This is a genomic window from Kineococcus sp. AC630, assembly GCF_979255925.1.
Genome location: NZ_CEEDMJ010000064.1, coordinates 1 through 291, shown reverse-complemented (window position 1 = coordinate 291; position 291 = coordinate 1). Strand labels below are relative to the sequence as shown.

Below are 291 nucleotides of genomic sequence, written 5' to 3'. Positions count from 1 at the left end.
GCGGCCCTCCAGCGTGGGTGCGACCGCGTCGAGGCACTCAGCGCCCGCGCGGGCGCCGACGGCGTGCAGGTGCAGGTCGACACCCGCAGCGACCAGGTGGCGCACGTTCTCCGCCAGCACCTCGGGGTCGAAGAAACTCAGCCCGGTGTCCTCCGGGTGACCCACGTAAGGGCGTTTTACCGCTGCGGTGAGGTTCTCGCACACCCCGTCCTGGACGCTCTTGACCGCGGTCGCGGTGAACCGTCCTACCGCCGCGGCCCGGCGGGCGAGCAGTCGGGCCACCTCCTCGGC

The 291-nt window shown here is 72.9% G+C and carries 1 pseudogene; it reads right to left on the bottom strand.

The window, feature by feature from the left end:
- Nucleotides 1-291: pseudogene (locus AC0I8G_RS25865) on the bottom strand (amidohydrolase); the annotation flags it as partial.